This is a genomic window from Altererythrobacter ishigakiensis (assembly GCF_001663155.1).
In the GTDB taxonomy this organism is placed as follows: domain Bacteria; phylum Pseudomonadota; class Alphaproteobacteria; order Sphingomonadales; family Sphingomonadaceae; genus Erythrobacter; species Erythrobacter ishigakiensis.
On sequence record NZ_CP015963.1, the window covers coordinates 2,058,896 to 2,084,919 of the forward strand.

A 26,024-nucleotide genomic window follows, 5' to 3' on the forward strand; every position below is an offset into this window, starting at 1 on the left:
CGCAACTTTCCGGCGGGGTTTTCTTTAAGTGGCGGCGCAGTGATGCACCAAGGCGTGGCGGTCTTAGTTGACCGCGTCTTTCAGGCCTTTGCCTGCCTTGAATTTTGGCTGGTTGGAAGCCTTGATCGTCATCGGTTCACCAGTGCGGGGATTGCGTCCTGTCGACGCCTTTCGCTTCGCAACCGAAAACGTGCCGAAGCCAACGAGACGAACTTCATCGCCGCTCGACAATGCCTTGGTAATTGTATCGAACACGCCCTCAACAGCACCGGCAGAATCGCTCTTTGAAAGACCGCTTGCATCGGCCACGGCGCTGATAAGATCGTTCTTGTTCATTCTTGAGAACCCCTGTCATTCGATTTTCAAAGTATCTTTGGATCGGAAGCCCCCTCTTCCGAAGACGCGCAAATGGAGACGTTTTTGTCGCGGCTGTCAAAGCCAAATCGCCCCGAAAAGAGCCATTTTCGGAGAATCTCGCCACAATTGCGATAAACTGTGCCGCAATGGTGCGAGCAACGCTGAGATTGCTACCACGTTAATGCAATTTGGCCCCGCAAGCCGCGAACGATTTGACCCGATTCGCTGCGCTGCATCATTTCCAAATCAAATCAATGAGCCGTTGGTGTGCTTTCGGCTGAACCGGTTGTCGAAGCAGGCTGACTGGCCAGATCATCGGCTTCGCTCCACTCGATCTCTTCCAACTGCTCGACCAAAGCTTGCTCGAGCACCTGATCGACATGACTGACGGGGATGATTTCCAGACCTTCTTTCACATTGTCGGGAATTTCCGCCAGGTCCTTCACGTTCTCTTCGGGAATGAGGACGGTCTTGATCCCGCCGCGAAGCGCAGCAAGCAGTTTTTCCTTAAGCCCGCCAATCGCCAATACCCGGCCACGCAAAGTCACCTCGCCAGTCATCGCGATATCTGGTCGCACTGCAATACCAGTCAACGCAGAGACAATGGACGTCACCATGCCAATACCTGCGCTCGGGCCATCCTTCGGAACCGCGCCTTCAGGCAAATGGATATGGATGTTGCGCCGCTGGAAGATCGACGGACGAATGCCGTAAGCGGGCGCGCGCGCTTTCACAAAGCTGAATGCTGCCGCGATGCTTTCACTCATCACATCACCGAGCTTACCGGTGGATTTGATCTCACCCTTGCCTGGCGTCGTCACGCTCTCGATTGTCAAAAGCTCGCCACCCACTGATGTCCAAGCAAGACCAGTGACAGCACCAACCTGTGCCTCTTCCTCAGACACACCGTGCTTGAACTTACGCACACCTGCGAAATCGCCGAGATTGTCTGGCGTGATGGTAATGCTGCTCGCTTCTTTCTCGAGAATTTTGCGCAAACTCTTTCGAGCCAGACGCGCGATCTCTCGTTCCAGGGTCCGGACACCGGCTTCGCGGGTGTAATATCGGATCAGATCGCGCAGTCCGTCTTCCGTAAGCTCAAATTCCGCCTCTTTCAGGCCGTGCGCTTCGATCTGTTTGGGCAGGAGATGACGCTTCGCGATCTCAACCTTCTCATCCTCCGTATAGCCCTCCAGACGGATGATCTCCATCCGGTCCAGCAGTGGCTGAGGCAGGTTAAGGCTGTTGGCTGTCGTGACGAACATGATATCCGACAGATCGAGGTCCAGCTCCAAATAGTGATCCTGAAACTTGCTGTTTTGTTCTGGATCGAGCACTTCGAGCAGGGCCGATGCGGGGTCGCCGCGGAAATCCTGTCCCAGCTTGTCGATCTCATCCAAAAGGAAAAGTGGATTCGAACTTTCTGCTTTCTTCAGGTTGTTGACGATCTTGCCCGGCATAGAACCAATGTAAGTGCGGCGGTGGCCGCGAATCTCGGCTTCATCGCGCACGCCGCCCAATGACTGTCGCACAAACTTGCGCCCGGTCGCCTTGGCGATTGATTTGCCAAGCGATGTCTTGCCCACACCTGGTGGGCCAACGAGACAAAGGATCGGTCCCTTCAATCTGTTCGTCCTCGCCTGTACGGCAAGGTATTCGATGATGCGGTCCTTTACCTTTTCCAGACCGTAGTGATCAGCATCGAGGATCTCCTGCGCCTTAGAGATATCTTTCTTCAGGCGGCTCTTCTTACCCCATGGCAGGCCTAGCAAGATATCAAGATAATTGCGGATGACCGTTGCCTCCGCGCTCATCGGCTGCATGCTTTTAAGCTTCTTGAGCTCTGCTTTAGCCTTGGTTTTGGCTTCCTTGGAAAGCTTGGTCTTCTCGATCTTTTCGGTGAGCTCGGCGATCTCGTCACCATCTTCGCCGTCTTCACCGCCCAGTTCGCTCTGGATCGCCTTCAACTGCTCATTAAGATAATATTCGCGCTGGGTTTTCTCCATCTGGCGCTTCACTCGGCCGCGGATCTTGCGCTCGACTTGAAGTACAGACAGCTCGCCTTCCATGAACGACATGACCATCTCGAGGCGCTTTAACGGATCGATCTCTGACAGCAAAGACTGCTTGTCGGAAACCTTCGCACCGATTGCGCCAGCGATATTGTCTGCCAGCTCGCTCGCATCCTCGAACTCGCCCAATTCTTCACCGGCGTCGTCGCCCAGCTTCTTGTTCAGCTTGGCATATTCACCGAATTGCTCTGCCACCTGCCGCATGAGTGCGGTGACTTCGCTGCCGGACAAGGATTCGCTTTCGACTAGCGCAACCTGCGCCATTACGTAGCCATCGCGGGCCTTGAGCTGTTCCAGCTTTGCACGAGACTTGCCTTCAACAAGCACGCGAACCGTCCCGTCGGGCAGCTTCAACAGTTGCAGGACCTGCGCAACAACTCCCATGTCATAAAGATCGTCAGCTTCGGGATCATCGCAACCTGGCTCAAGTTGAGCGAGCAGGAAGATATCCTTGCTAGCCTCCATCGCGGCTTCGAGCGCGGCGACGGATTTGTCGCGACCGACAAACAAGGGCACGACCATGCCGGGAAAGACAACGATGTCGCGCAAAGGGAGGAGAGGGTAATTCTGTGTCATACAATCCTGTGGAACGCCATTTGGGCGCACCTTTGATCTGGAATATGGGAAGCGCCCGGCAAGCTCGCAATGGGTAACGCGGCATCTCTTGTGGATGCGCACATCGAGCTGTGGATCAGTTGGCGTTTAGTTTGATAGTTTGAGCATTGGCGGACGTGCACCGCCGAATTGCTCTAGAATGCGTTCTATGAACTCGCGTCCCACAGCGGTCTTTTTTTCATCGACCGAAACGAAGACCTTGCCGCGCTTGATCTGCCGGTCATAATATTCGGCCATCACGCCATCGACGTCATGATCAGTCAACATCTTCGCCACGGCCCCACCGGTCGCACCGATAATGCCTGAAATGGACGCGACGGAGGAGATAGCCGAACCCGCGATCGCGCCGGCAGCTGCCAAAGGACCGACACCGGGGACAAACAGAAACGCAACGCCTAAGAGCGCACCCGCGACGCCGCCGCCGGCGACCGCGCCAGTAATGCTCAAAGTGTCATGTCCCTCCGGCCAGTTCGCCTCAGGATCACCAAAATGGCTGGCGCGGCATAAGAGTGAGATCGCGCTGGGTGAGATTCCTTCATCGTGAAGGGCTGCGATCGCTGTTTCGGCCTTATCGCGTCCATCAAAGATAGCGGTCACTACATGCTCTGTCGCTGCGCGTTCCTTTGCGACCGCCTCTCGAAATGCCGAGGCGAAGCGTTCGCGTTCCGCATCACTTCTGAAAATCACCCGAAGTCCTGAGCTTTCATGGAGCTTCTGAACGCTTGGTGAGGCAGCTGGCTGAAACAAGGTGCGCAGAAGCATATCGGTGGTTGTCGGGCGCAACACCTGGTCAGTCCCGCGATTAATCCATTCGACCGATCGCGGGCGCGGATGATCTTCGGCGAGATAATTCACCGCGACCAATTCCTCTGCTTTGATCACATATGCAGGCTGCAAATCGTGCTCTCTCGGCCTCGAAGTTCCTTAATCCCTGCGATATCTACCTATGAAAGCTTTCTGTATGCTTAGTTTGGAGTATTAATCCCGAAAGCTCGGGTCGATCCGGTCAAGTTTACGCAGCAGTGCCGGCCACGCAAGACCGTTTGCGATCATACCAATTCCCGCCGGGGGAGTTTGCGCTTTGACCTTTTCCGGAGTGCCTTGAGGCGGATTGTGCAAGCCATCCCGTCCGGCGCTGAGCATTTTTACCTGAGCGTCGCAGGCTCTCTCAATGAAATAGAGTCGCAGGAAGCACTCGCCAACAGTCTTGCCGATGGCCAATGTCCCATGATTGCGCAGGATCATTGTGTGCTTGTCACCCATATCCTCGACCAAACGATCGCGTTCTTCCAGATCCGTCGCAATGCCTTCGTACTCATGATATGCGATGTCACTGCGCGCAATCATGCCAGTCTGCGTATGCTCCATCAGACCATCGGCCATGGCGCTGACCGCTTGGCCTGCGGGCGTATGCAAGTGCATAACGGCATGTGCATCTTCACAATTCATGTGTAGCGCAGAGTGAATGGTAAATCCTGCGGGGTTCACTGGATGTGAAGTAGGTATAACCGGCTGACCTTCGACATCGATCTTGACGAGAGACGACGCAGTAATCTCTTCGAACATCATGTCGTATGGATTGATGAGGAAGTGATGCTCTGGCCCTGGCACACGCGCGGACAAGTGGGTGAAAATCAGGTCATCCCAGCCGTACAAAGCGACCAAGCGATAAGCCGCTGCGAGATCGACCCGAACAGCCCATTCCTCGTCACTTACCTGTCCGCGAACATCGGCGTCGTTTCCTGCGCCAGCTTCGTTCATCAAGGTTGCCACGATTTTCTCTCCCCAAATTCCGTTTCAATCCGCTACTAGCACGTTTCGCCTGCAGTCGGCAGCCGAATTTTTGCTAAGTGCCCTGTGGTGTCAACTCATCCCGGGAAGATTGAAACCGGGCGGCAACCCCATCCCACCCTGCATCTTCTTCATTTCCTCGTTGGAAACACGATCCGCCTTGTCGCGCGCATCATTGAAGGCAGCGGTGACGAGGTCCTCCACCATTTGCTTTTCTTCCGGTTTCATCAGACTTTCATCAATCATGACGCCCAGAATACGTCCCTTGGCACTTGCGCGAACCTTTACCATGCCGCCACCCGACTGGCCTTCAACCTCGATCCCATCGAGTTTGGCCTGCATGTCATTCATCTGAGTCTGAATCGTTTCAGCGGCCTGCTGTGCCGCCTGTATCATCTCTTCCATTGATTTCATGGGGGTTACCTACTCCATTTACTGCCGCCCGTTTGGGCGACCTTACCCTGATCGCTGAGCAGTTCGGCATCGGGAAATGCCTCAAATGTCGCTTTGACCATGGGGTGCTCGCGAATTTCCTGTTCCTTGGCCAACTTGGTGGCTTCATCCTGCTCGCGCAAGGTGGGCGCGGCATCCCCCTCGCCGCGCTCTACCTGCCACCTGTCGCCGGTCACTCGGAATAAGCAATCGCGCAATTCAGCACCCGGGTCCTCGCCCAGCCCATCCTTTATGGAATAGATGAGCTTGTTGGGCACCAACTCTATCACGCGAATCCAGTCGCGCATGATTTGCGCGATTCTTAGCTGACCCGCATCGTCGACTTGCTGGACCAAGTCGCCCCAATCGATTCTCGCTGAGGCTGACGCGGGTGCAGAAGCTACCGATTCACCGCCCGATCCAGCCTTTGAGACATCAGGCGAGAACCCTTTTTCGGCCAGCTCTTCAAGCTTTTTAGACAGCTTGCCCGGATCCGGCATATCTGCGGCATGCATCACGCGGAGCAGCGCCATTTGGGCTGAAACAAGCGGATCGGGCGCCTGGCGCACTTCGTCATACCCTTTGAGCAGCAATTGCCATAAGCGATGCAACTGCGCCGGGGTCAGGCGCTTGGCGAATTTACCAAGTGCCTCGCGTTCTTCAGCGGTCGGCACATCAGGTTCACCGCCAGAAACCTGCGCCAATGTTATCTTGTGCGTCAGGTCCATAAGCGCGCGCATCAGCGCCAGTGGTTCGACACCCAGCGCGTATTGTTCTTCGATTGCTTTAAGCAGCGCCTTCGCATCACCTTCGAGCAAATGGCCGAGCAAGCGGCGCTGCGCGCCTTTATCCGCCAAGCCCAACATATCGCGAACCTTGGCTCCGGTAACCTGACCGCCGGTATCCATATCCGCATGGGCGATCGCCTGATCCAGGATCGACAGCCCGTCGCGCACTGATCCTTCCGCTGCCGCAGCAATGATGTGGAGCGCTTCGTCTTCCGCGGTAACGCCTTCCTGTTCGCAGATCATTGCAAAATGGCTCTGCAACAGCTCAGCAGGAATACGCCGCAGGTCAAAGCGCTGTGTCCGGCTCAGGACCGTTACAGGCAGCTTCTCGACCTCGGTCGTGGCAAACAGAAATTTCACATGTGCTGGTGGTTCTTCCAGCGTTTTCAGCAATGCATTGAACGCATTGCGGGTGAGCATGTGAACTTCGTCGATGATGTAAATCTTGTAACGCGCCGAAACCGCCGCATAACGCACTTGCTCAATAATCTCACGGACATCGTCAACGCCGGTGTGCGATGCAGCATCCATCTCGATTACGTCGATATGGCGCCCTTCAGCGATTGCCGTACACGGCTCACACTGCCCGCAAGGATCGATGGTAGGTCCGCCTTGCCCGTCGGGGCCTACGCAATTCAATGCCTTGGCGATCAGGCGCGCAGTCGAAGTCTTACCAACACCGCGCACCCCGGTCATCAGAAATGCATGCGCCAACCTGTCCCGCTCAATCGCGTTTCCAAGCGTGCGAACCATCGCGTCTTGCCCGATCAGCTCGCTGAATGTCTGTGGACGGTACTTGCGCGCCAAGACGCGATAAGGCTGATTAACTGCAGTTGACACCGCAGCGGGCACGGCAGGTTCTGCAGTCGGCTCTGGTGCCGGATCACTGTCGCCAAACATGGAGTTCTGACCAGCGGCCTCGAGCTCGGCGGCACTCGGCTCCTGCGCCTCCTCCTGCTCGTCCGTCTCCCAAGGCGGCGTGTCGGTATTTTCCGGTGAATCACCCATGCATTACTTGCTACGCGCTGACGAAGCGTTTGTCGAAGCTTCAGATTCAGAATACGTGTTTCAATCCACACAAGCGAGGGAGGCAGCGATGAGTGTGATAGCCGGTCGGATGACAGCAAATTTCGAAGGACCGTTGGTGGTCTTCATAATCGGCATGCGGATCAATCAGTTCCGCAAGTTCAGCAAATGGGTGCCCGTGATGAAGGCGATGCGGCCGATGATTGAAGAACTTTCGCGCAATCCGGACAGCGGTTTTCTTGGAACCGAGTATAGCCTCTGCAGCCCTCGGCAAATCATGCTCACTCAATACTGGCGCGATTTTGACAGCCTTGAGCGATACGCACGATCACGCGACGAGAAGCATTGGCCCGCGTGGGTGGCGTTCAACAAGGAAGTCGGAAACGATGGAACCGTGGGCATATTCCATGAAACATACGCCATTCAAGGTGGCGCCTATGAGAACGTCTACGGCAACATGCCCCCGTTCGGCCTCGGCAAGGTGGCCGGGCTGATACCTGCTACGGGATCACGCAATGAAGCGCGCGATCGGATGCGCGTGAGTGCTGGAGATAGTTGAAAAAGGAGCCGGCCGACCCGCTGCCATCCACCTGGGCTGCTTCCTTCCGGACCTGACCCGGTGAGCGGACGCGAACGTCCGACCGACTCCCGGGCCGGCATATGGCGGCGAATTGTGAAGATTTCAACAGGTGTTTGCTCTGATTGCTCTACCTGGTGGCTTAGCCCAAGGTTCGAACGGATGTTCGAACCATGCTGCGTAAACTAGCGAAAGTTATCGGCGTAAGCTTGAAGCTTCAATAACTTCGCAGGGGTGGCGTGCACCCGCGCCACAATCCCATGCTTCTCGGCATAAGCCTTAGCAGCCTCTTTCGTCGGAAATTTGAGCGAGACTTGCGCCTGTGTATCACCGCTGCCCGTCCAGCCCATCAGCGGATCTGGTCGACGCGCCTCGGATTGCTCGAACTCAAGCACCCAAGTGTCGATCTTCGCCTTGCCTGACTGCATGGCACTCTTTGGCTGTTGGTAGATTCTCGCGCTCATGGCGCGGCACATAATTCAGTTTTCGCTGCGATTGAAGGCGTTTTTGGTCTTCAAGCTCGGTTTTTCCACCCACGGTTCGTCCGGCCAACGATGTTTTGGATAGCGTCCTTTCATGTCCTTCTTCACTTCAAACCAACTGCCGCGCCAGAAACCAGGCAGATCGCGGGTTGACTGGATCGGTCGGCCAGCAGGGCTGGTCAGCTTGATCAACAAGGGCGTGTTACCGATCATCGGATGACTATCGAGACCAAACAGCGCTTGCACGCGAACCTCGGTACTAGGAGCATCATCGCCCGCATAATCTATCGCATGATGCGTTCCAGCAGGCGATGAAAACTCGCGCGGCGCAAGCTTGTCCAGTCGCTGGCGAGCCTCCCAATCGAGCAGATTCAGAATTGCGTCAGTGAGCTTCCCGCGCGGCAGATCAAGATCGCGCCGCCCATCGAGAAGAGGCCTCAACCACAACTCAGCGCTATCACGCAAGGATTTGAGGCTCAGCGCTTCGATTTGCGCGAACTTTCCGCGTGCAAGGAGGTTAGCAGGGACAAGGTTTTCCAGCCTTTCTAACCCTTTTTCCACGAGCTTATCCACAACCGCTTCCGGATCGGGATCATGATCGGGGCCGCTGGCTAGGATGATCGAACCCAATCGTTTTTCCAGCCGCGTCTCGACACGTTTTTCCACAATATTCCAGTTGATTACCGAACGCTTCTCTATCAGATTCTGAAGATGTTCCTCGACCTCTTGCGCACTCAATTCCGCTGCTGCAGTGATCCGCGCGCCCTTCGCCCGGCCTTGCGCATCGCCAATGAGTATCCACTCCGCTCGCGCCAGCGGAGAAGCCGGATCAAGTTGAAATCCCCTTCCCCCAGCAGACAACCATTGCTCGCCTGACTTATCGCGCTGTTTCGCAACAAAGTCTGGCCGCGCGAGTGCCAGAAACAATGCCGGATTATGTTGATCCGATTCCGCGCTCGAAACCAATCTTTCCGCTGCCTTGGCCCAGTTTTGTGCCAACTTGCGCGAGGCTTCCGCGCGCTTGCCCCGATCGCTATTCCAGCGATCAAGTCGCTGCAGTAAATCTTCACCACGGCCACCCAAACCACGTTCCTGCAACAGCAGCACGAACTTCGCAGCGTCCAAAGCTTGAGATGCCTCTGCGCCAAACAGCACGGCTGCCGCACCAACCGGATCAAGCGGCAAGGATGCAATCTTTTCGCCGCGCGGTGTAATCCTGCCATCTTCGTCCAATGCGCCCATTTTCACTAGCGAGCCGCGCGCTGTCGCAACCGCTGCATCGGGAGGTGGATCAAGCCACGGCAATTCCGCTGGTTCGGTAGCGCCCCATTTTGCAAGCTTCAGGACCAAAGGTGCCAGATCAGCGGTTTCAATCTCTGGCGGCGCGAACTCAGGACGGCCTGCGTGCCCATACTCTTCCCATAGACGATAGGCGACGCCCGGCCCTTGGCGCGCTGCCCGCCCTGCCCTTTGTGCCGCTGCCGCCTGACTTGCCCGCTCAGTCACGAGATGCGTCGTTCCGGCTGTCTTGTCGAACACGGCACTGCGCGCCAACCCACTGTCGACAACGACCGATACACCGTCGAGGGTCAGCGATGTCTCGGCAATGGCGGTCGCGAGGACGATGCGCCTGCGCCCCTCTGCGTTACGCCGGATCGCCGCGCGTTGCTCCGCTGGCTGCACCTGCCCGTGCAGCGGTAGAATCGGCGCATCCGGCAATCGCGATTCCAGCCGCTCGCGCACACGCTCAATCTCACCCACACCGGGTAAGAATGCGAGGATATCGCCTTCTTCGTCGCGCCAAGCCTGCAGCACTGCATCTGACATGGCGTCCTCAATTCGGGCATCAGGACGCGATCCCAGCCATTCAATACGCAGAGGATGCGCCCGCCCCTCGCTCTCAATAACGGTCGCCTTATCACCAAGAAGCCGCGCGAACCGCGCACCGTCAATCGTCGCGCTCATTACCAGAACACGTAGGTCTTCTCTCAGCACAGCTCGGCTTTCAAGCGCGAGCGCCAAACCCAAATCGCTGTCGAGATGTCGCTCATGCGCCTCATCAAACAGCACAGCTGACACACCGCTCAGATCCGGATCTTCTACGATGCGGTTTACGAAGATTGCCTCTGTTACGACCAATATTCGCGTCTTCGCCGATGACTGGCTGTCCAAGCGAGTCAGGTAGCCGACTGTTTCACCGGGCTTCTCACCCAACAACTCAGCCATGCGCTCCGCCGCGGCGCGTGCCGCCACTCTGCGCGGAGACGTGAGGATGATCTGTCCGCTGCACCAGTCTTCATCAAGCAAGACTGGTGCAACAGCGGTTGTCTTGCCCGCTCCTGGTGGAGCTACAAGCACAGCCGCACCGATATCCGCCAAGGCAGTGCTCAAGTCGCCAAGTTTCTCGTTTATGGGCAGTTCGAGCGGCATGCCTTGCCCCTGCCATATTCAGCCGCGCTGGCACAGAGCGAAATTTGCTGTTAGTACACAGTCACTTTCGCAAATTTGACGCGAGAGCCCGCGCAGCTCCGACCGTTCAATCGAAGCTGTAAACTGTGAGGGGTCGCAGTTTGAAGGGGACTATTTTATGAGAAAGTTAATGGCCGCCGCAGCAGCGGCATCTTTGGTATTCAGCGTCGCAGCCTGTGGCGAAATGGAAGATGCTCCGGCTGAGGCAGAGCTGTCTGGCACATGGAAAGCAAACGTCGACTCTGCCGAGTTCGAGAATAGCGTTAATAGCTACACGTTGGCCGACGGCACTTACACATGCAATCATTGCATACCGCCCTTCTCGGTGGCTGCAGATGGTGAGTGGCAATCGGTCGACCGTCCTGGCGTCGATAGTCTCAAGCTAACCATTGTGGACGACAACACATTGGAATCGTCTAGCCGCAAGGGTGAGGAAGTTCTCGGAGAATCGGTCTGGAATGTCAGCGAAGACGGCCAATCGATGACCGTTAGCTGGACGAATTTCAGGGGCGACGAGACGACCAATGGCTCTACCACTTACGCGCGCGCTTCGGCAGGACCGGACGGTGCGCATGCAGTTTCAGGCGAGTGGACCGTTGCTGAACTCGGCGAAATGAGTGACGCAGCTCTGACATGGACCTACACAATTGAAGGCGACACGATTACCAGCACCGGCAACAGTGGCGGTTACACCGCGACTTTGGGTGGTGATCCGGTCACTCCTGAAGATGATGACACAGGTGGAGTTCTGGCCGTCGAGAAGACTGGCGAGAACAGCTATCGCGAGACCTACTCACGTGATGGTGAAGTGATCAATATTCTGGATCTGACGGTAGACGGTGACACACTGTCAGGGGTGTCTACTGACCCCCGTGATGGAAGCACTGTCAAATGGACAGCAACTCGCCAATAGAATCAAAACTCGATTAAGGACGTCCCGGCCTTGCCTAGCGCAAGGTCGGGATTTTCTTTTTCAGCCTGTTTTGGCTAGTAACCGCGGGCGACTGCGAACATCGCCGCCTCTGCCATTGCAGCGCGAGCCTTGCTATCAGGAAAGATTGAAATTGCATCGATTGCCCGCTGGGCAAAATGTCGCGCACGTTCACGCGTGTCTTCAACCGCATTGTGCCGCGCCATCAATTCTTGCGCATGCGCCAGATCGGAATCACTTGACCGATGCCCCATGATCGCGGCTTTCCAGAATTTGCGTTCATCCTCGCTACCGCGAGCATAAGCCAGAATGACCGGCAAAGTCATTTTGCCTTCGCGAAAATCATCGCCCTTGTCCTTACCCATCTGGGCCGCATCGGAATCATAATCGATTGCGTCGTCGACAAGTTGAAAGGCTACACCGAGATTGCGCCCGTAATCTTCCAGCGCACGTTCCTGCTCTTCGCCGCATTCCGCAACGACAGCGCTGATCTGACTTGCCGCAGCGAAAAGCGCCGCAGTTTTTGCGCCGATAATGTGCAGGTAACGTTCCTCGCTGGTTTCGATCTGACGCTGAGCGGTCAGTTGTGAAACTTCGCCCTCAGCAATCACAGCACTTGCATGACTAAGGATTTTCAGAACTTTGAGCGATCCATCTTCAGTCATCAATTCGAATGCACGGCTGAACAGGAAATCGCCAACCAGGACAGTGGCGGGGTTGCCGAAGATAATATTTGCCGCTGCCTTGCCGCGCCTCAGTTCGCTGCCGTCAACGACATCATCGTGAAGCAGCGTCGCCGTGTGAATGAATTCAACCGCTGCGGCGAGCTTGTAATGACGCGTCCCCTCATAACCAACCAGCGCTGTGCCAGCGAGCGTCAGCATTGGACGCAAGCGTTTACCGCCGCCAGAGATCAAGTGGCCTGCGAGACGCGGTATGAGCGGTATTTCACTTTGCATTCGGTCAAGAATGACCTGATTGACCGCATTCATTCCATTCGCAGTGAGCGACAACATAGGCTCAAGCGAAGGCTTCTTCTGCGGGAAACGGACTACCTCTGCGCTCATGCTTGGCCACATGGCGTTCGTAAGGCCGCTTGGCAAGCGCTCAATTACTGCTAGCTTTGCAACTGATGTCCGACAAAACGCAAACAAATCCCGCCGCCGATCAGGTTCTGGCCAGCTATCGCAAGAGCATCGACAATATCGATGCTGCGCTGATCCATATGCTTGCAGAGCGATTTCGCATAACTCAGGCTGTGGGTGAGTACAAAGCGAAGGTGACCTTACCGCCCGCCGACCCCGCACGTGAAGAACGCCAGATAGCCAGGCTGCGCAAGCTTTCAGAAGAGGCTGACTTGGATCCGGAGTTTAGCGAGAAATTCTTGCGCTTCATCATCGATGAAGTGATCCGCCATCACGAAAAAGCTCGTAAACGTTAATCTTCTCGGGTTGTCCTTACGAAGTTTCGCGTAGCTCTATGATCATCGCATTTTGACCATATAAAACTATAAATACTGCATGTCCTCCTGGCAGTCTTTCTCTTCGGCCCCAAGGGTCCCACGTCGGAATGCGGCGCGTTTACGGCTCGATGTTCCCGTACGACTTCGTTTCGTAAGCCGAGATTCTAAAGCATCTCTCAAGAATATCTCCTGCACTGGAGCACAGATCGAAGTAGACAAGCCTCCGAGGATTGGGGAATTTGGCGAATTGAAGTTCGGAGACACCGTTGCATTCTTTGAAGTAATTTGGCTATCAGGCAAATGTATCGGCGTGGAGTTTGATCAACCTCTTCCGAAACAAGATGTTACAGCCCTAAGACAAACTCAGACCAGACCGGAAAGGCTTCAAAGGCAAAGATTGGAAAATGAAGCTAGAAAATGGGCCACGGGTGCGATCCATTAGGATGACTCGTTCTGAAGAGCTCTTGGCAAAGCCAGTCGAACAAGCAGTCCCCCCAAATCTTCGCTACTTTGTAAGCTGACGTTTCCTCCGTAGATCTCTGCGACGTCGCGAACGATCGCGAGGCCCAATCCGGTTCCCGGCTTGCCAGTGTCCAGGCGCACTCCGCGATCAAAAATACGTTCCCGTTCGGCCTCGGGGATCCCCGTTCCGTCGTCTTCAACCCAGATCACAAATTGTTCGTTTTCCGGCTCTGCGTCGACTGTAACAAAGACACTTCCTCCCCCGTACTTTGCTGCGTTCTCGACCAGATTGCCCAGGATCTCATCGAGATCCTGACGTTCAATCGCAACCCGGGCATCCTTGTTGCCAGCAAGATCAAACCGAACACCCTGATGGATACGCGTTACAGCGCGAAGCACCGACTCGACACTGGGCCAGACTTCGGCGCGAGATCGACCCGTAGAACGCCTTCCCACCGCCCGCGCCCGAGCAAGGTGGTGATCGACGTGACGCTGCATCGATCTTGTTTCGCGGAACACCAGATCATCAAGCCGAGGGTCTCGGGCCGTGGCCGCATTTGTCAGCACTGTTAGAGGGGTCTTTAGCGCGTGCGCCAGATTGCCTGCGTGTGTGCGCGCTTCTTCAGCCTGCCGTTCGGAGTGAGCTAGCAACTCATTGAGTTCCTGGACCAGTGGCTCCACTTCGGTCGGCAACGGCTCTGTAATCCGGTTCTCCCCTGTAGTGCGGAGTTTTTGAATGGCTGCCCGCACGCGCCGTAATGGCGAGAGGCCATAGCGAATTTGGAACAGCGTCATCAGGAACAGGCCGAGCCCAACAATCGCAAAGCTCCAGATCAAAATGGATCGAATTTCAGTTATCTGATCCTCAAGCGCGTCGGTTGCTGAAGCGACAGCGAACGTCCAACGGGTATCACTATTGGGTAGAATTACAGACCGCTCGACCATTCGCAGTGGCTCACCCTCAAACTGTGCTGAATCATAGAAATGCGCTTCGTCGTCGAAGTGATCGCCCTGCAACCTCAAGGTACGATCCCACAGGCTTCGCGATGGGTAAGGTTCATAACCCTCGCCACTGATTTGCCAGTAAAGACCGCTGTTTGGCTCAAGAAAGCGCTGGTCGCCAAGAATGCGGTTGAAATAGACTTCGCCGCCGGACTCAATCTCTGCTGATCCGATCATTGCAGTCAGAATATACTCGAGCTGCTCGTCAAAGTTTCGCTCAACCAGATTGGTGAGCGTACGATCAAGTGCGATCCCGCCGCCGATCAGCAGCACGCCGATCCAACCCGCCGCGATAAGCATCATGCGCCGTGCAACACTGCCCTGCGTTGCGGACACTGCTTCATCCTCGCCCAGATGCCCTGACACCGCAGCGCTCACAGGTGCTGCGTCGCCAGACGCGTCCTTAGGCGTGCCCTTAGGCTCGTGGAGCGTCTGCGGGGTCGTCGAGGCTGTATCCAAGGCCACGGATCGTCGTAATCACTTCTGCGCCGAGTTTCTTCCGGATGCGAGTCACGAACACTTCGATTGTGTTCGAATCGCGGTCAAAGTCCTGATCGTAAATGTGTTCGATCAACTCAGTCCGACTGACAACTTTGCCCTTGTGATGCATCAGATAGCTCAGCAGTTTGTACTCCTGCGCGGTCAACTTCACCGGCTCGCCCTTCAGCGTCACTCGGCCAGAGCGCGTGTCCAGCCGCACATCGCCCGCGGTAAGCTCGGCCGAAGTATTTCCTGACGCGCGGCGAATGAGCGCGCGCAACCTCGCAATCAGCTCTTCGGTCTGGAATGGCTTGGCAAGATAGTCGTCCGCGCCCGCATCTAGCCCCGCCACCTTGTCTGACCAGCTATCCCGAGCAGTAAGAACCAGAACCGGGAAATTGCGGCCTTCCTTTCGCCACATGCCCAGCACCGTCAGACCATCAATTTCCGGTAGGCCCAGATCTAGGATGACCGCGTCGTATTCCTCGGTGCTGCCAAGGAAATGACCGTCTTCGCCATCGGTAGAAAGGTCGACCGCATAGCCGTTTTGTTCCAGCGTCGACTTCAGCTGCTGGCCAAGAGTGGGCTCATCTTCGACAATAAGAATGCGCATATTCGCCTGCTAATCCTGCCTTGAATTTTCGGGGAGTGTTGGGCCTTTGCATGGCCAGCGTCAAGCGGATCAAGCGATTGTCCACCTACCATGTCAGCTTGGAGTCAGTTCGAGCGTCGGATGATCCGTCCTGTACGTGCATCGACATCGACATAAGTAACGCGGCCATCCTTGATGAATTTTAGGCGATATGCGCGCGCGGTCGCATCATAGGCAGGGCCCAGATACTCACTTCCACGCATTTGTGGCAAAACGCGCCGTTCAATCTCGCGCAAGGACAGCACATTGCCCGCACGCATTTCCTTGCGCGCCTCATTCTGATCATTGCGCGCTTGCTCATGCGCAACTGCGGGGGCTGATATCCCGATAGTAGCAATGGCAAATGCGCCTAAAAGAGATGCGATGCGTTTCATGATGCCGTCATGCCTAAGCCTAAAGCGTTGAACAAGGTGTGAATATCGCAATTCAATGGCGTTCAGGAAACTATGGCTCTGTTTGGCAATGGTTTGCAAGCCAAGTTGAGCGCGCTAGGGCATAAGGAACTGGGAGACACCTAATGCTTAAGTCATTGCTGAGCGCAGTCGCGCTAACCGGCGCTGCGATTGCTTTCTCTGCACCTGCAGCTGCGCAAATGGAGAGGGTTCCGGAACGCCCGGCCGGTGAAGGCGAAGGTCCGTACGATACATTGCTCATCAAGGGCGCAACCATGATCGATGGCACCGGTGCGCCTCCCGAAGGTCCAGTCAGCATCCTTGTGGAAGGCAACCGCATAACGCGCATCATGAGAGGAGGAGGAGATGTTCCCGCCGATCGCGTGATTGACGCCAGCGGAATGTATGTCTTGCCGGGCTTCGTCGACACGCACGGACACAACGGCGACCCGTCCAAGGCGCCCCAGCCGTCCTACGGATTCAAGCTATGGCTGGCACATGGGGTGACGAGCGTTCGTGGGGTTGGTTTCGGGTTTGGTCCTGACGATCCTTCGCTTAGCCAGAAGCGCCGGAGCGCGGCCAATACAATCACTGCACCTCGTCTATTTGCATACGCAGTTCCGGGAGATGTCTGGCCCAATGGCGCCGTGCGCACCCCTGAACAAGGACGTGAATGGGTGCGCTGGATTGCGAACCGGGGCTATGATGGGATCAAGTTCTTCAACAGTGAAGACCCCGCCACACTGGCCGCAATTCTAGATGAATCCGACAAGCACGGGCTTGGTACTGTCGCACATCTGGGTCAGCGCGGCGTGGCGGAAGTCAACGCACGTGTCGCGACAGAGCTTGGTCTTGATGGAGTTACTCACTTCTATGGTCATTTTGAAAGCCTGCTAAATGGGGCCGCACTGCCGCAATATCCCGCGGACTATAACTATCTTGATGAGCAATCACGTTTTGCATGGGTCGCTCGGCTCGCCGATCAGGTGGGCGATCCCGACAGCGAAGAGTGGAGCGCCTATGTCGATCATCTGATCGAGAATGACGTTACGCTCAGCCCCACTTTCAATATCTACTCTGCCAGCCGCGACGTCATGAGAGCGCGCAATCTCGAATGGCATGAGAAATACACTCTGCCGCAGCTGATGCGGTTCTATTCACCTAGTCTTACCAATCACGGCAGCTACTATCATGATTGGACCAGTGATGACGAAGTTGCATGGCGAAACTTCTACCGCAAATGGTTCGATCTGACGCGTGAGTTCAAGGACCGCGGCGGGCGCGTGACGGCTGGATCTGATCCGGGTTATATCTATCAGACATGGGGGTTCGCCTACATCGGAGAGCTCGAGATGCTGCGCGAAGCGGGCCTGACTCCTTTGGAAGTCATTCAGGCTGCAACAATCAATGGTGCACGCGAGATTTATGACCCTAAGGGCGTTGAGCCACCCTTTGGTTCGATCAAGGTTGGAAAACTTGCTGACCTGGTAATTGTCCCGGAAAACCCGCTGTCCAACCTGAAGATACTTTACGGCACCGGACACACTCGTCTCAATCGCGAGACCAACCAATTAGAGACCGTTGGCGGTGTTCGCTGGACGATCAAGGATGGGATCGTCTTTGATGCGCCCAGTTTGCTGGAAGACGTTGCCGATATGGTTGAAATGCAGAAGCTGCACGATAACGCCACCATGGCTGAATAACGCCAACGGCTTATCACCAACTATTGCAGAGAGCCGCGCCGTCGCTTAACGCGCGCGGCCTATGGCGCAACCACCAATCCTCTCATGGGAAGGCCTTGGTCTGCAGCAAGGCGGTCGCTGGCTGCTGGGTGGCCCGGACCGTGAAGACATCAATTTGCATATTGGGCCGCGGGACCGGCTTGCACTCATAGGACGCAATGGCGCCGGAAAAACAACACTGTTCCGCTTGATCGATAACCAGATTGAGGCTGATCGGGGCACGCGCAAGGTAAAGCCGGGCGTGCGTATTGTAGTGCTGGAGCAAGATCCTGATTTCACCGGGTGCGACACTCTCATGGATTGGGCATTATTGGGCGAACACGCGCCGGCTGAACACGAAGTCGAAGCAATTGCCGGCCAGCTTGGCATCGACATGACGACCGCATCCGCAGGCGCAAGCGGTGGTGAACGCCGCCGGGCCGCCATTGCTCGCGCGTTGGCGCAAGAGCCCGATCTGCTGCTGATGGATGAGCCAACCAACCATCTAGACCTTGCCGCCATCGACTGGCTCGAAGACTGGCTGACCCGCTACAAGGGCGCGTTCATCGTGATTAGCCATGACCGCACATTCCTGAAGCGACTCACCAGTGCAACCCTTTGGCTCGACCGGGGCATTATCCGGCGCAAGGAAGTTGGCTTTGGCGGTTACGAGGCTTGGGAAGAGCAGGTCTATGCAGAAGAGGCCCGCGCCGCTGAGAAGCTCGACGCGAAGCTCAAGATCGAAGCGCACTGGCTTGAGCGCGGCGTAACCGCGCGGCGCAAGCGTAATCAGGGACGGTTGGAGAAATTGTGGCAGATGCGCGCGCAACGAGCTGCAATGATCTCGGGCGGCGGAACAGCCAAGCTCAAACTTGCGACGGAAGAAGACTTCAAATCAAAGTCGGTCATAGTCGCGGAGAATATATCGAAGAGCTATGATGATCGTACAGTGATCCAGCCCTTTAGTCTGCGCATCCAGCGCGGCGACCGGATCGGCATTGTCGGCGCCAACGGTGCCGGAAAGACGACGCTTCTTAAGATGCTCACTGGCGAACTTGAGCCCGATGGCGGTACTGTCACGATCTCAAAAAAGCTGACCGGCGTGATGATCGATCAACAGCGCAGCCTGATGGAACCCGATCGCACGGTCAGGCAAGTTCTTGCCGAGGGTGGTGACTGGCTCGACGTGCGCGGCAACCGCAAACATGTGCAGGCGTATCTGAAAGACTTTCTGTTCGATCCGAAGATCGTTGAAACCAAGGTCGGCATCCTGTCTGGTGGTGAGCGATCGCGACTGCTTCTGGCACGCGAATTTGCCCGCAAGTCGAACCTGCTCGTGCTCGATGAACCAACCAACGATCTTGATCTCGAGACGCTAGATCTGTTGCAAGAAGTCATCGCCGATTATGATGGTACTGTACTGATTGTTAGCCACGACCGTGATTTTCTGGACCGGACTGTCACACTGACGCTTGGTCTGGACGGAAGCGGCACGGTGGACGTAGTTGCTGGTGGGTATGAGGATTGGGAGCGCAAACGCCGCGAACCAAAAGTCAGAAAGACCAAATCCGCCCTTGCCGAGAATAAGAGAAGTTCTCCGCCGCCGCCTCCACCAAAACCGGATAAGCTTTCATACAAGGATCAGCGTGACTACGAGCTACTTCCCGCGCGGATTGAGGAATTGGAAGCAGCAATAAGCAAGGGTGAGCAAATCCTGTCTGATCCCGAGCTCTACACCAAGGACCCGAAGAAGTTTGCAGCCATCAGCCAGGGGTTAGAGAACGCCCGTGCAGCAAAGGATGCAGCGGAAGAGCGCTGGCTAGAGTTGGCCGAAAAGGTCGAGGGATGAGGCCACCCTCACCTTATGCGGCAGAAATCCGCTACGCGGTCCAGTGCCAACTTTAGCACCAATTTGCCGCTTCGCGCCGGCCAGCCAAGCTGCTTTTCCGCCTCAGGAAGCCCTTCCCCTGCACATACGACGCGCCACAGGATATCTTGTAGGCCTTTTCCCGCTTCGCGCAGTGCACCGTCAAATCTGTCCTTTGCTGCGATCTGTCGTTCGTTTGTCGACAGGCCTTGCCCGCCAGTGCTTTTTACACGGACCGGCTCCCACCTCATGGTAACATTGGGACCAAGCTGCGCGCGCTCGAAATCATCGCGCAAGCGTTCGCCGGCGTCGAACAGTCGGTCGTCGACATGGCCGCGCGAATGTAGCCAACTCAGCGGAGATTCCGCCAGATTGACGGTAATCGTGCGGCGTTTTCCTCTCGCTCCCGACCCCTGATCGGGCCCTCTTCGGTCAGTTCTTTCTCCACCAGTTGCCGCTGCATTGTGCTGTCTCCTGTTGATGAATCGGGGGGCGCACTTGCAACGCTGCACGCGCTGTAGGAAAGAAAAATCACCATTTTGGTTATGCGCTTCAGGAGATCTGCGATGATCAATCGCATCCGTGATATACGCAAGAGCAAGGGAATGACTCTGGCGGAGCTGGCAGAAGCCTGTGATCCGCCCACCACTCCGCAAACCATCGGCCGCCTCGAAACAGGCATGCGTAATCTTTCACTCAAGTGGATGGATCGTATTGCTGCTGCGCTTCAAGTCGATCCGGAAATGATCGTGCGATCCGAAGAAACACCAGCGCCGATGGTTATCGCTGAGCTGGCCGGCCACGGACCCGATGCACTCTCAAAACCAAGGGAAGCCTTGCTGCCCAGTGATATCGCTGGCGAAGGCGCGTTGACGGTTATCAGCGTGAAGGAGAGCGTCGGAGAATTTCGTCCGGGTGACTTACTCTGGATGAGACAACTAGAGGGCGCAGACGTCAGTCATGCGATCAATCGCGATGTATTGGTCCCACGACCCGGTGGGCGATTTGCTTTTGGGCGGCTGATCGATCGTCAAGGCGAACTGGTTGGCATTCTGCCGCCGGGCAGCGGCCAGAAGCAGCAGGTGGTCGACAATCCGCCATGGATTGCCGTCGCCGAGATGCTCGTGCGAAAGCTCTAGCGGCTCAGACCTGCCCTCGTGCCTTTTTTTCTTGCAGGTCGGCGGCGCTTTCCTGCGGTACGAAGCTGCTGGAGTTCACACCCATCCATATAAGCAATGGCGCCGCCATGTAGACCGAGCTGTAAGTACCAACGAAAAGACCCAAGGTTATCGCAGCGACCAGACCAAACAAGCTCTCCGGTCCGAACAGTAAAAGCGGTAGCAGAGCAACCAGCAACGTCAGGCTGGTCATGACTGTTCGCGCGAGCGTTTCATTCACGGACAAGTCGAGCAAGTCCGTGAGATCCATCTTGCGATACTTCTTCAGATTTTCGCGAATACGGTCATACACGACGATCGTGTCATTCAGCGAATAGCCGATGATGGCCAGAATTGCCGCGATGATCTGCAAACTGAATTCCATCTGGAATAAAGAGAACATGCCCAGCGTCAGAGAGACATCGTGGAACAGCGCGAAGAGGCCGCCCACACCAAACTGCCACTCGAAACGTATCCAGATGTATATCGCAACGGCCAGCATCGCCGCGATCAATGCCAAGACGGCATCCTGACGGAACTCTCCTGCCACCTTGCCAGACACGGTGTTATTCCCGTCACGGGCCACGTTAGGGTACTCAGCTTCGATCATCTCAATGACCTGATTGCCAATTTCGGTAGCAGCGCCAGGTTCGCTTTCCGCGCTTTCAGGAAGCGGGACACGGATCGATACCGAATTCGGTGCGCCAATTTCCTGCACAACGGGCGTGCCATAGCCCAAACTAGTGACCATCTCGCGCAATGCCGGAATTGGGGCTTCCTCACGCTGCTCGAAGGTCAGTCGCACTTCCTGACCACCCGCAAAGTCTACGCCGTAATTTATGCCTTTGGTCAGGACGAGTGCCCAACTTGCAGCGATCAGGATCAGGCTGAGCACGAAGAACGGCACACGCCATTTAAGAAACTTGATGTTGGTGTCGTCAGGGACAAGTTTGAGAAGTCGCATCGTTCCTATCCCCTTAAAGACTGATATCGCTTGGGCGTGCTTTGCGGAGCCACCCCGCTACCCACATGCGAGTCAGCACCACTGCGGTAAACACGCTCGTGAAAAGGCCGATCACCAGAACAACCGCGAAACCGCGAACCGGGCCTGATCCAAAAAGGAACAGCAGTACGCCGGCGATAAAGTTGGTGATGTTTGCATCATAAATCGCGCGGCTCGCTTCTTTATAGCCATTCTCCACCGCTGCGATCACGCGTCGCCCGCGCTTGCGCTCTTCGCGTATTCGTTCATTGATCAGGACATTGGCATCAACCGCCGCGCCGATTGTCAAAACGAAGCCTGCAATGCCCGGCAGCGTCAGCGTTGTGTTGAGGCCCGCCATAATACCTAGGATGATGAGCACATTCAGCAGTAGCGCAGCCGTGGCATATATACCGAACCGGCCATAGCTTGCGATCATCAGGGCGATCACTGCAGCTGAACCGACCAGCATCGCCAGCATACCCTTGCGGATCGAGTCCGCCCCAAGTTCCGGACTGACAGTGTTCTCTTCGATAACAGTCAGATCGACTGGAAGCGCACCCGAACGCAGCGAAATGGCGAGATTGTTCGCCGTGTCGACAGTAAATCCTCCCGAAATCTGTGCGCTACCACCCAGAATCGGCTCGTTGAAAACTGGGGTAGACAGCACGTTCCCATCAAGAATGATCGCGAACGGCCTGCCGACGTTCTGCGTGCTCAACTGAGCAAACCGTGAGCCGCCCTGCTGGTCAAATGTAATGCTTACAACCGGTTCGTTCGTCTGTGGGTCAAAACTTTGTTGTGCATTGATCAAGCTATCGCCGCGAATTCCACCGAGCCGGCGCACAGCAACTGATGTACCCGAAAACTGAGATGTTTCAGCATAGGGAAAAATCTCGGAACCCAGCGGAGCGATGCCTTGCGCTACATCGCTGGGCAGCGCGCTTTGGTCGACCATTTTGAATTCCAACCGGGCAGTCTGTCCCAGCAGCGCCTTTAGCTGATCGGGATCATCCAAACCTGGCACCTGCACAACAATGCGTGTGTCACCCTGCCGGATGATCGTGGGCTCGCGCGTGCCAAGCGAGTCAATGCGCTTGCGAACAACTTCGGTTGCACTTTCCATCGCCTGATCAACCGCGGTTTCGATCCCGTCGTCGGTCGGGGTTAGGATCATGCGTTGCGCATCTTCGACGCGCAGGTCCCATTCGCGCACCAATCCGGTGCCATTCATGACCGGCAACAGGAGCTCTCGCGCGCGATCAAGATCGGACGGATCATCAAGCATAAAGCTCAGTTCACCATTTGCCGTCGAAACATCACCAATGCGGATGCGACTTTCCGGCACGGAACCCCGCATAGTTGAGCGCACCGTCTCTTCCATGTTTTCCAAACGCTGATCTGCGACCTGCGCCGGGTCGGCTTCAAGCAGAATGTGGCTGCCACCGGCCAAGTCCAGACCCAGATTGATTTCGGGATCGGGCAGGAATTCAGGCCATTGAAAACCGGTATTCGTGGTGAGCGATGGAATTGCGGCAGCAACCGCCACCAGCGTCAGGCCCCAGAGCCAGATCTTCTTCCAGATTGGAAAGTCGAGCATTGGTGAATACGTCCGTACTTTATCGCGCGATTGTCTGGCGTCAGTCGTTGGCCGGAGTGCCGCCCGGCGGAATGATGTCACCAATGGTACTCTTAACAGCCTTTACGCGTACCCCTTGCGCCAGATCGAGCTCGGCGTAGGTGTCATCAACCTTGTGCACCTTGCCGACAAGTCCTCCAGCGGTGACCACTTGATCACCTTTCTTGATCGATGCAATTTTCTGCTGGTGTTCCTTTTGCCGCTTCATTTGCGGACGGATAATCAGGAACCAGAAAATCAGGATCATACCGATAATCGGCAGCCATTGGATCCAGGCTGGCGGAGCTTCGGCGCTGGCCGCTGCGGCAAGAATTTCAAACATTGGTTTTGAGCCTGTAAGACTAGGATTTGAAACTGAGCGGGTTGCGTCGGATGGGCGCGCAATGCACCCTCGTCTTCTACCCGTCCACGGTAAGTGGGCGCGGTTAGCAGCATTGCAAGCCAGCCGCAATTGGAACCGCGCCATGTGTGGCGCGCCGTCCACACTTCGCGGCTCCGTACCACGACACAGCTTGCAAGCAGCAATTCGCGCACCTATAGGCGCGCTTCCACTTGGTTCGGGATGTAGCGCAGCCTGGTAGCGCACCATACTGGGGGTGTGGGGGTCGCTGGTTCGAATCCAGTCATCCCGACCAGTGGTTTCCTCTCCAGATGTTGGCTTGCACCCGGTCGCGGCGCGCTCTAACCCGCGCGGCTGAGGAGAGATTTGCATGAGCGAGCACCCTAAACTTCCCAAGATGCGCAGCTGGCTGTTCGCACCCGGCGATTCCGAGCGCAAGATGACGAAAGCCAGCGACAGCAATGCTGACATCGTTTTGCTCGATCTCGAAGATTCGGTGACACCACACAACAAACCTGCCGCGCGAGAAGCGGTGGCGGCTTTCCTAAAGTCACGCGACGACAGGCATCGTATTTGGGTGCGGGTCAATCCGTTGACCAGCGGCGAAATCGAGGCCGATCTTGATGCGATCATGGCATCATCTCCCGGTGGTCTCTTCTTGCCCAAAGCTGAAGGACGCGAAGATGTGGAAGCGCTGGACGCGATGCTGACTGCACGCGAAGCCAGCCTGCCAGCCGCTACTCGCTCCACCCTCGTCGCAGCGCTGGTTACAGAGACCCCCAAGGCAATGTTCCATTGCGGAGATTACGCCGGCGCACCACGGCTAATCGCCATGAGTTGGGGAGCGGAAGATTTGTCTTCGGCTCTTGGAGCCCGCGTGCAGCACCGGTCGGACGGATCGTACATGCCGATGTACGAAATGGCGCGAAATCTGTGTCTGCTGGGAGCTGTGGCAGCCAACTGCGCACCAATCGAAACGGTGATGCCGGAATTTCGCGATCTGGACGCTCTGCGCGAGCGAGCACTGATGGTGCGAAGCCAAGGATATCGAGGGATGTTGGCGATACATCCAGCGCAAGTGGATGTGATCAATGACGCCTTTACGCCGGGCGCGGAGGAAATCGCCCATGCCAAAGCAATTGTTCAGGCCTTCGCGGACAACCCTGGCGCTGGCACTGTGGGGCTCGATGGGCAAATGCTAGATCGTCCACACCTGGCACTCGCGGAAAGACTGCTTGCGGAAGCAGGCGAAAGTGCCTGATTTTCCTACATGAACCCATTTGGTTATCTCCAGCGATTTAGTTCGCAGGAGTTCGACAGTTGGCTTTACTCGATTCGCTGATTGGCCCCCTCGCCTCAATCATCGACAAGATCATTCCGGACAAGGAAGCGCGCGCAAAGGCCAAGCTTGAGCTCATCAAGCTTGAAGGCACACAAGAGATGCAAATGATAGAAGCGCGCCTGCAAGCCATCGTGGCAGAGGCGCAATCGGAGGACCCGTGGACCAGCCGCGCACGCCCCAGTTTCCTCTATGTGATGTACGCGCTGATCCTGTTCAGCGTGCCGATGGGTGTCATTGCCGCGTTCAATCCTGGTGCTGCCAAAGCGATTGGTGAAGAAATGACCAGCTATCTCGGCGCATTGCCTAAAGCGCTATATACGTTGTTTGGCACCGGATACCTCGGTTACACCGCTGCGCGCCAATGGGGCAAAGTTAGGGGGGGTAGATCGATGACCTGTCAGCTTTTGGCTATGCAGGGAATCGGCCTAGCACGAAGGGCACAACTTTCGCGTCCGCTGCGATATATCTCGGTCGGTATGTTGTCTTTGTGAGTTGCGATTTCTCGCGGTGATTTCCTGAGAATTCTCTCGAGCCCGCCTGGCTCGATCTGCCCTTATCGATCGGCCGCTACGGTTTGGATCATACCTCGGCGCAAAATCAACTCCTTTAGGATATCCAGTTTCGTCGAAACGGAGCCAAACGCTCGGTACATAGCCATCTTCCGAATAGAATCTGATAATCCTGAGCGAGGGATCAGAGCGTTTCAGAAGGCGGAAAGAGTCAGCTCTCAATTCAGAAAGGCGACCTATTTCGAAGTCATCGAGTGGAATTACGCCTCCAAGCGAGGCATCTTCGCCGGCCAAGACAGCACTTGCGAAATCACTTGCAATAATGCCTCGAGATCTGAGCTCGATATCGTGCGATCGGGCCGATGAGGCGGACTCATTGGAGTCTATTGAGTTTATTGCCAGCGCAATGAGCTCGCCCTGATCGTCAAATAGGAAGGACGTCGATCGTAGGAGATCCGGCCGCTGACTGGTTGATGC

The 26,024-nt window shown here is 56.1% G+C and carries 23 protein-coding genes, 1 tRNA gene, 1 other RNA gene and 2 pseudogenes; 10 read left to right on the forward strand and 17 right to left on the reverse strand.

Annotation, left to right across the window (positions count from 1 at the left end; all coding sequences use genetic code 11):
• Positions 1–63: 63 nt before the first annotated feature.
• The 6 genes from A6F69_RS09815 to A6F69_RS09840 form a co-directional block, all read right to left on the reverse strand.
• Positions 64–336 carry an HU family DNA-binding protein gene (locus A6F69_RS09815; protein ID WP_067600600.1) on the reverse strand — a complete coding sequence of 91 codons (273 nt, stop codon included), beginning with the start codon at positions 334–336 and terminating at the stop codon, positions 64–66.
• Between the two features lie 272 nt (positions 337–608).
• Positions 609–3,005, reverse strand: coding sequence for an endopeptidase La (gene lon / locus A6F69_RS09820; RefSeq protein WP_067600603.1), 2,397 nt, complete (start codon positions 3,003–3,005; stop codon positions 609–611).
• A gap of 126 nt (positions 3,006–3,131) precedes the next feature.
• Entirely contained in the window at positions 3,132–3,941 is an 810-nt protein-coding gene (locus A6F69_RS09825; RefSeq protein WP_067600606.1) for a hypothetical protein, read from the reverse strand.
• Positions 3,942–4,022: 81 nt separating this feature from the next.
• Positions 4,023–4,805, reverse strand: coding sequence for a class II aldolase/adducin family protein (locus A6F69_RS09830; RefSeq protein WP_067600609.1), 783 nt, complete (start codon positions 4,803–4,805; stop codon positions 4,023–4,025).
• 102 nt (positions 4,806–4,907) lie between these two features.
• A complete protein-coding gene (locus A6F69_RS09835; protein ID WP_067600612.1) occupies positions 4,908–5,249 on the reverse strand; it encodes a YbaB/EbfC family nucleoid-associated protein in 342 nt (113 codons plus the stop codon).
• 5 nt (positions 5,250–5,254) lie between these two features.
• Entirely contained in the window at positions 5,255–7,063 is a 1,809-nt protein-coding gene (locus tag A6F69_RS09840; RefSeq protein ID WP_067600615.1) for a DNA polymerase III subunit gamma/tau, read from the reverse strand.
• Between the two features lie 88 nt (positions 7,064–7,151).
• Here A6F69_RS09840 and A6F69_RS09845 point away from each other — a divergent pair, with 88 nt between their 5' ends.
• Complete coding sequence (locus A6F69_RS09845; RefSeq protein WP_067602892.1) at positions 7,152–7,640, forward strand: DUF4188 domain-containing protein; 489 nt, start codon at positions 7,152–7,154, stop codon at positions 7,638–7,640.
• On the opposite strand, the gene ffs is transcribed toward A6F69_RS09845, so the two are convergent.
• The 3 genes from ffs to hrpB all read right to left on the reverse strand — a co-directional run bounded on the left by ffs (position 7,639) and on the right by hrpB (position 10,570).
• Positions 7,639–7,733: signal recognition particle sRNA small type (gene ffs / locus A6F69_RS09850), an RNA gene on the reverse strand. The genes A6F69_RS09845 and ffs overlap by 2 nt on opposite strands.
• 110 nt (positions 7,734–7,843) lie before the next feature.
• Positions 7,844–8,122: an ETC complex I subunit gene (locus A6F69_RS09855; RefSeq protein WP_067600618.1), complete on the reverse strand. Its 279-nt coding sequence runs from the start codon at positions 8,120–8,122 to the stop codon at positions 7,844–7,846.
• Positions 8,123–8,137: 15 nt separating this feature from the next.
• The gene (gene hrpB, locus A6F69_RS09860) at positions 8,138–10,570 is read right to left on the reverse strand and encodes an ATP-dependent helicase HrpB (protein ID WP_067600621.1); all 2,433 of its coding nucleotides are present in this window, start codon (positions 10,568–10,570) and stop codon (positions 8,138–8,140) included.
• A 157-nt stretch (positions 10,571–10,727) separates the two neighbouring features.
• On the opposite strand from hrpB, the gene A6F69_RS09865 reads away from it, so the two are divergent.
• Positions 10,728–11,522, forward strand: coding sequence for a hypothetical protein (locus A6F69_RS09865; protein ID WP_144573613.1), 795 nt, complete (start codon positions 10,728–10,730; stop codon positions 11,520–11,522).
• A gap of 74 nt (positions 11,523–11,596) precedes the next feature.
• On the opposite strand, the gene A6F69_RS09870 is transcribed toward A6F69_RS09865, so the two are convergent.
• Positions 11,597–12,607 carry a polyprenyl synthetase family protein gene (locus tag A6F69_RS09870; RefSeq protein ID WP_067600627.1) on the reverse strand — a complete coding sequence of 337 codons (1,011 nt, stop codon included), beginning with the start codon at positions 12,605–12,607 and terminating at the stop codon, positions 11,597–11,599.
• A 65-nt stretch (positions 12,608–12,672) separates the two neighbouring features.
• Here A6F69_RS09870 and A6F69_RS09875 point away from each other — a divergent pair, with 65 nt between their 5' ends.
• Both A6F69_RS09875 and A6F69_RS13325 read left to right on the forward strand, forming a co-directional pair.
• Positions 12,673–12,981, forward strand: coding sequence for a chorismate mutase (locus A6F69_RS09875; RefSeq protein ID WP_067600630.1), 309 nt, complete (start codon positions 12,673–12,675; stop codon positions 12,979–12,981).
• Positions 12,982–13,060: 79 nt separating this feature from the next.
• Positions 13,061–13,444 carry a PilZ domain-containing protein gene (locus A6F69_RS13325; RefSeq protein WP_083984758.1) on the forward strand — a complete coding sequence of 128 codons (384 nt, stop codon included), beginning with the start codon at positions 13,061–13,063 and terminating at the stop codon, positions 13,442–13,444.
• Here A6F69_RS13325 and A6F69_RS09880 read toward each other — a convergent pair.
• The 3 genes from A6F69_RS09880 to A6F69_RS09890 all read right to left on the reverse strand — a co-directional run bounded on the left by A6F69_RS09880 (position 13,441) and on the right by A6F69_RS09890 (position 15,972).
• Positions 13,441–14,769, reverse strand: coding sequence for a sensor histidine kinase (locus A6F69_RS09880; RefSeq protein WP_083984860.1), 1,329 nt, complete (start codon positions 14,767–14,769; stop codon positions 13,441–13,443). The two genes, A6F69_RS13325 and A6F69_RS09880, sit on opposite strands and share 4 nt — an antisense overlap.
• A 112-nt stretch (positions 14,770–14,881) precedes the next feature.
• Positions 14,882–15,559, reverse strand: a complete 678-nt coding sequence (locus tag A6F69_RS09885) for a response regulator transcription factor (protein ID WP_067600633.1) — start codon at positions 15,557–15,559, stop codon at positions 14,882–14,884.
• 104 nt (positions 15,560–15,663) lie between these two features.
• On the reverse strand, positions 15,664–15,972 hold the full coding sequence (locus tag A6F69_RS09890) for a PepSY domain-containing protein (protein WP_067600635.1): 309 nt from the start codon (positions 15,970–15,972) through the stop codon (positions 15,664–15,666).
• Positions 15,973–16,115: 143 nt separating this feature from the next.
• Between A6F69_RS09890 and A6F69_RS09895 the strand changes: the two genes are divergently transcribed.
• Positions 16,116–17,693 (forward strand): amidohydrolase family protein, encoded by a 1,578-nt coding sequence (locus A6F69_RS09895; protein ID WP_067600638.1) that lies wholly within the window; start codon positions 16,116–16,118, stop codon positions 17,691–17,693.
• 61 nt (positions 17,694–17,754) lie between these two features.
• Positions 17,755–19,560 carry an ABC-F family ATP-binding cassette domain-containing protein gene (locus A6F69_RS09900; RefSeq protein WP_067600641.1) on the forward strand — a complete coding sequence of 602 codons (1,806 nt, stop codon included), beginning with the start codon at positions 17,755–17,757 and terminating at the stop codon, positions 19,558–19,560.
• Between the two features lie 8 nt (positions 19,561–19,568).
• Here A6F69_RS09900 and A6F69_RS09905 read toward each other — a convergent pair.
• Positions 19,569–20,041: pseudogene (locus A6F69_RS09905) on the reverse strand (DUF6456 domain-containing protein).
• 103 nt (positions 20,042–20,144) lie between these two features.
• Between A6F69_RS09905 and A6F69_RS09910 the strand changes: the two are divergent.
• Complete coding sequence (locus A6F69_RS09910) at positions 20,145–20,717, forward strand: helix-turn-helix transcriptional regulator (RefSeq protein ID WP_067600642.1); 573 nt, start codon at positions 20,145–20,147, stop codon at positions 20,715–20,717.
• Between the two features lie 4 nt (positions 20,718–20,721).
• Here A6F69_RS09910 and secF read toward each other — a convergent pair whose 3' ends face one another.
• From secF to yajC, 3 genes are read right to left on the reverse strand one after another with little or no spacing between them, the layout of a single operon-like run.
• Positions 20,722–21,699, reverse strand: a complete 978-nt coding sequence (secF, locus tag A6F69_RS09915; protein ID WP_067600645.1) for a protein translocase subunit SecF — start codon at positions 21,697–21,699, stop codon at positions 20,722–20,724.
• 13 nt (positions 21,700–21,712) lie between these two features.
• Positions 21,713–23,317 carry a protein translocase subunit SecD gene (gene secD, locus A6F69_RS09920; RefSeq protein WP_067600648.1) on the reverse strand — a complete coding sequence of 535 codons (1,605 nt, stop codon included), beginning with the start codon at positions 23,315–23,317 and terminating at the stop codon, positions 21,713–21,715.
• A 40-nt stretch (positions 23,318–23,357) separates the two neighbouring features.
• Entirely contained in the window at positions 23,358–23,678 is a 321-nt protein-coding gene (gene yajC, locus A6F69_RS09925; protein WP_067600652.1) for a preprotein translocase subunit YajC, read from the reverse strand.
• Positions 23,679–23,914: 236 nt separating this feature from the next.
• On the opposite strand from yajC, the gene A6F69_RS09930 reads away from it, so the two are divergent.
• The 3 genes and pseudogenes from A6F69_RS09930 to A6F69_RS09940 form a co-directional block, all read left to right on the forward strand.
• A tRNA-Pro gene (locus A6F69_RS09930) sits at positions 23,915–23,991 on the forward strand.
• Between the two features lie 75 nt (positions 23,992–24,066).
• Positions 24,067–24,957: an HpcH/HpaI aldolase/citrate lyase family protein gene (locus tag A6F69_RS09935; protein ID WP_067600655.1), complete on the forward strand. Its 891-nt coding sequence runs from the start codon at positions 24,067–24,069 to the stop codon at positions 24,955–24,957.
• A gap of 59 nt (positions 24,958–25,016) precedes the next feature.
• Positions 25,017–25,418, forward strand: a pseudogene (locus tag A6F69_RS09940) (holin family protein); the annotation flags it as partial.
• Positions 25,419–26,024 lie beyond the last annotated feature (606 nt).